Origin of the sequence: uncultured Lutibacter sp. (assembly GCF_937891065.1) — a bacterium.
GTDB lineage: Bacteria > Bacteroidota > Bacteroidia > Flavobacteriales > Flavobacteriaceae > Lutibacter.
In genome coordinates, this window is record NZ_CALAEQ010000003.1 from 1 (window position 1) to 4,950 (window position 4,950).

General features: G+C 29.3%; 5 protein-coding genes. All 5 read right to left on the reverse strand.

The features are described 5' to 3' along the window. Positions 1–296: 296 nt before the first annotated feature. The gene (locus Q0352_RS00295) at positions 297–593 is read right to left on the reverse strand and encodes a Bor family protein (RefSeq protein ID WP_299521781.1); all 297 of its coding nucleotides are present in this window, start codon (positions 591–593) and stop codon (positions 297–299) included. A gap of 217 nt (positions 594–810) precedes the next feature. Next, a complete protein-coding gene (locus Q0352_RS00300) occupies positions 811–1,605 on the reverse strand; it encodes a class I SAM-dependent methyltransferase (RefSeq protein ID WP_299521784.1) in 795 nt (264 codons plus the stop codon). 228 nt (positions 1,606–1,833) lie between these two features. After that, positions 1,834–2,544, reverse strand: a complete 711-nt coding sequence (locus Q0352_RS00305; RefSeq protein WP_299521787.1) for a DUF6090 family protein — start codon at positions 2,542–2,544, stop codon at positions 1,834–1,836. A 3-nt stretch (positions 2,545–2,547) separates the two neighbouring features. After that, positions 2,548–3,774 carry an acyltransferase family protein gene (locus Q0352_RS00310; protein WP_299521790.1) on the reverse strand — a complete coding sequence of 409 codons (1,227 nt, stop codon included), beginning with the start codon at positions 3,772–3,774 and terminating at the stop codon, positions 2,548–2,550. 30 nt (positions 3,775–3,804) lie between these two features. After that, the coding region (locus Q0352_RS00315) for an acyltransferase family protein (RefSeq protein ID WP_299521793.1) at positions 3,805–4,950 on the reverse strand (1,146 nt) is incomplete at its 5' end.

The window sequence follows — 4,950 nt, forward strand, 5'->3', positions numbered from 1 at the left end:
AATTTTATGAGGTGTTGTATACTGTGCTGTTTTAAATCGAGTTTAATTTTTTAATTTATTTGTCTTTTTTGTTAAATATATTAAAGAGAGAAAAATCAATAATAGAATAATTTTTCCAATTAAATATCCAATTCCATATTCAGTCAATCTTTGAAAGTCTGAAGTGAATATTTGTATCACGTTTATTAGTAAGATTGATGATAATATACTAGAAAAATAAAATATAATCTTTTTCATATTTGAAAGAAATAAAGAAAGATAAAGCTAATAAGCAATACCTTTCTTATAAATTAAAGTTATTTAGTTACAGTAGTTGTAGTTGGTGTATAAATTCCAAAAGTTAAACCAGAAACTAGTCCATTAACAAATGATTGCCTTGTGAAAACGGTATAATTTTCTGCTCCATTTGCCATCTGTTTAGAATCAGAAACTCCAACAGGAGCTAATCCATAAATAACATAATGATTCCACTGTGTAGTTTGTGAATTTCCTTTTGCACCTTCTCCAACTACACTGGTATAAGAATAGCAAGATGTAAATAAGATTGATGAAGCAAATACAATTGCCATCATTTTTATTGAATTTTTAATCATTTTTTTCATTTTTAAATTAATTATTTATAATACTCATTTTGAGTTTCGTTAGGCATAGTTTACAACAGGATTTATCCCTGTAAGATGATTAAGTATGGCATCTTGTCGTCTATGGTAAGTAGGGCAGGCAAGAAAGCGTTTAGTTCCTGTCTGTGCCAGTTGCCAAAATTTTCTATTTCATAATAATTTTTTTTAGTTAGGTTTGTTTTTTATAAGCTTAAATATTTATTTTTGTTGCTAAAACTGAATAAACCATTGGAGCATTGTTCCCTTTGTGTTTAATTCTAAATTTATTTGGTTCATCTTCAAATGTTCTCTGAAAGCAGTTATATGGTGAATAATCATATTCTTTTAATGAATTAATTTCAAGTCCATTTTCAATCATACTATTAACTACTTCGCCAATACTGTGATTCCAGGTTACAAATTGTTTACTATCAGTGCTACCTCCCTCAGTATAGGTTCCTTCTCTATTAGCATGTATAGGTCCCGCATTAAAATAACTCGCCTCCAAATCATTTAAGTTTTCATCTACCATGCCAACAACGGGATGAAATTCTACAAAAATGAATTTTCCATTCTTCTTCAAGAATCTAGACACAATTTCGGCCCATTTGTTAAGATCAGGAAGCCAACATATGGCACCATAACTTGAGAAAATAATGTCAAACTCACCATCCAAATGATTGGGCAAATCATAAACATCACAACAAATAAATTTAGCATCAGAATTTGTAATTGCAGCAAGTTCATTAGCTTTTGAAATTGAATCATTAGACAAATCAACTCCAGTTACCTTTGCTCCCATCCTACTTAATGAAATAGAATCTTGGCCAAAATGACACTGAAGGTGAAGTACCGATTTCCCTTCTAAATTCGGTAAAATTTCCAATTCAATATCGTTTAGTGATGACTTACCAGCAATGAAGCTCTTGTTATCATAAAATTCAGAATCATAATGAGTATCCACTCTACTATTCCATGATTCTTTGTTAATTTTTAAGTAATCCATTTTTTTCTTTTTTTTATTACGGTTAAAATTTCTATTTAACTTATCAACACATTACAAAATTAATAAGCTCTGTTCAATAAGAGGGTCAAGTTTTCAAGGTTCATACAAATTCACTTCCTAAATCATCAAATAAACTATAAATCATTAATAATCATTGGTTTTATTTATAATATAAATCTAAGCAAAGAGGTACGAGTATTCAGGCAAAACCTTTTTTCTATGTCTAATTCAATTATTAGTTTCAAGTTCTTGATTAATTAATTCAGTTACAATTTCAATTTCATTCAATGCTTCATGATATGCTTTATCTTTTTCTGTCATAATATTCATCAAAGAGATTATGAGGTTTTGAAATTGATAATCATACATTCCATCTGGATTTTTAATTTCCCCACTCGAAAATTTAACCAAACTATTTACAGTTAAAGCTACATGATTCATCATAGCGACAAAATGAATATTTTCCATTCTATTCGCGTAATTATATTTCTCCTCAATTTCTCTTATACCATTTACAATCTCGTGGTTTTGGAGAAGTTTCACCTCTCCGCTGTTTATGAGGGTTTGATAAATATTGGCTTCCTTATCAAAATCTGAATATTGCAAAAGGTCACGTACAAGTGGTCCTATAGAATCTAATTTACTTCGGTCATTGGCTTCTATGATATTATTTAAATATTTGGAATTAGCTAAAAAATAATTATTAAAATCTACTTGCTGCAGAATTAAAGCTTTATCATCAGCAATTTGTTCTTTTATATTTTCATAAAATCTAACTTCTGAAACTCTTTTTACACGTCTTTCATTCCAATTATCTAATTGAAAAGCCAAACTAATACCAATCATGACTAAGAAAATTTCACCAACAGCATATAATAGGTATTTTTTTATATTTCCTTCCTTAATATAGTTTTGTCTTAAAGTCCTAAAAAGTTTCATTTTCTATTGTTTAAAATTAGTATTAACGCTTTTAATGGGCTGTAATTCTAGGGTTGCTGTATTCTTGAAAGTGTTATTTAAAGTATCTCTTTTTTTTGATACTTGCTTTTTCATCCCAAAAACAAGTCTTAACATATTGACCCTGATAATTATAGCGTAACAAGTTACTATAAAAATAAGAGAAAACAGTGTAATTAAAAATGCTTGCATTCCGTAAGAAATATTCCACTTTAAAATTACATAACCCACAAATATAAGAGCTGGTTGGTGTAATAAATAGAAGGGATATATAGCATCATTAAGAACTTTCCTATACTTATGGTCTTTGTTAAAATAGCTCTTAAAATAGCCTATTGCTGTTATTCCACAGGATAATGAAATTATCATTTCGCTTATTCCTCTAGAATAATCTTGTACTATTGAAGATTCTCCAAAAATGGATGGTAATGAAAATAAAAGTACTGTAAACACAATAGTTTGATATAAATACAATCTTCTATTATTTGCAAGAGCATTAATTACTTTGCCACTTGTAAATAACATAAAGCCAGCTAAAAAGAATAACAAGTAATACATAAAAAATGCCCAATCATTATATAATGCATGTGTACTTTTTGGAAAATATTGTCTCAATATTACTTGTGATAAAATGATGATAGGTAACAACCAATTTAAACCCATTTTTCTTGAAACAATATTTATTAATTTACCTCTTACCATATTGTAATGACCGCTTTTTGTGTAGTTTAAAAACGGTGTGATTAATATTGAAATAATGAATAAGTATAAAATAAACCACAGGTGATGCCAAGAAATGTTGCCAACTGGATAAGGTCCACCATCAAACATATGCGGAATATAATCCCAAAAAGAACTGTAATTTTCTATACGCTCTACATATACCATTAAAGGTACCAATGTGAAAAAACCGAAGGTAAATGGAATGTATAGCCTTCTAAATCTTTCTTTTAAGTATTGCCAGCTCGTACGTTGCCCAATGGCGTAAAATGTACCAACTCCAGATACCAAAAATAGTAATGGCATTCTCCATAAATGTAGCCACCACATAATTGGATCTAAAAAGGGAAATGATTCAGCACTATTTACATGCCATTGTTCAGGTCTAAAAATCATTCCTACATGGAAAAAGAATACACTAATTATAAGACCAATTCTTAGCCAATCTATAAAATACTTACGTTCGCTTTTTGATTTTATTTGTGAGTTCATAATGATTAATTTTTAATTAAGTATAAATAGTTATTTATCAAATGATAAGGCTGTATTAGTTTGTGTAGGTGGAACAGATTTTTTCTTTGGTTTTACTTTTAAGCCAAATAGAAATCGTAGAATATTATTAGTTTGTATCAGCTTGTATAATATTACAGCTGTTGGAATGGCAGTAAGTGCTATAATTGCAAATTTTAAAAATATATTCAACTCCATACCAACAACATAATATCCTATGACAATAATAAGCGTTTGATGTAGCACATAAATTGGTAAAATACTTATGTTAGCAGGAATAAGAATTGAATGCTTAAAGTTCATGTGTTTTGCAAAAAAACCTAAGAAGAATAAAATCCAACTATAAGCAATTAACATAGAAACAACACTTGATTCGATGTGTTTTAAAGAATAGCTCGGGTGCATATATTCTTGAATATTTAGAGGATCTTGAAAAGCAGTGTATGAAAAGTAAATTGAGCTTATAATACCAACAACAAGAAAAAGATATGTTTTCTTCTTTATGATATTTATAAATTCAGGGTCACTCATAAAAAGAAAACCATAAATAAAGGGCAACATATATATCAAAAAATCTGCCCAGTCTGTATATTCTGAATAAATTGGTTTTAATAGTACACGCACAAGAATCATTGGTAACACCAAAATGAATACACCATAATTGCTTTGCATCATACGCTTCAACCAAGAGAAGTCAAAGCTCCCTTTTTGAATTTTATTAAGAAATGGAAGTGCAAACACCGTCATCACAAATAAAAATGGTAGAAACCAAATATGAGTACCTAAATGGCCAAACCATAACAATAAGCTACTACCCATATTTGCACCAAGTTGTTGTGAAGGATATGAAAGCAGAAAATCTAAATAGGTGCCTGTAAAGTCACGATACATGATCCATTCGTAAAATCGTTGGGGAGGGATAATTAAAACAATTCCAAATATAAAAGGAACTATTAATCGTTTGATTCTGTCCATTACGAACGCTTTTTTACGAGATCGCATGGCAAACCATGTTCCAGCCCCTGACACTAAAAATATAAGAAACATACGCCAACCATGAGTAAATATGGTGAGTAAATCAAAAATAAAATTTTGTTCTTCATTTTTTATATGCCAAGGAAATTGATCGAAAGGTCTCCAAGAATGAAATAAAAAAAG

Excerpts from the sequence above, each read along its gene's own strand:
- Q0352_RS00295 (WP_299521781.1), bottom strand. The coding sequence starts at position 593 with ATGATTAAAAATTCAATAAAAATGATGGCAATTGTATTTGCTTCATCA.
- Q0352_RS00300 (WP_299521784.1), bottom strand. The coding sequence starts at position 1,605 with ATGGATTACTTAAAAATTAACAAAGAATCATGGAATAGTAGAGTGGAT.
- Q0352_RS00305 (WP_299521787.1), bottom strand. The coding sequence starts at position 2,544 with ATGAAACTTTTTAGGACTTTAAGACAAAACTATATTAAGGAAGGAAAT.
- Q0352_RS00310 (WP_299521790.1), bottom strand. The coding sequence starts at position 3,774 with ATGAACTCACAAATAAAATCAAAAAGCGAACGTAAGTATTTTATAGAT.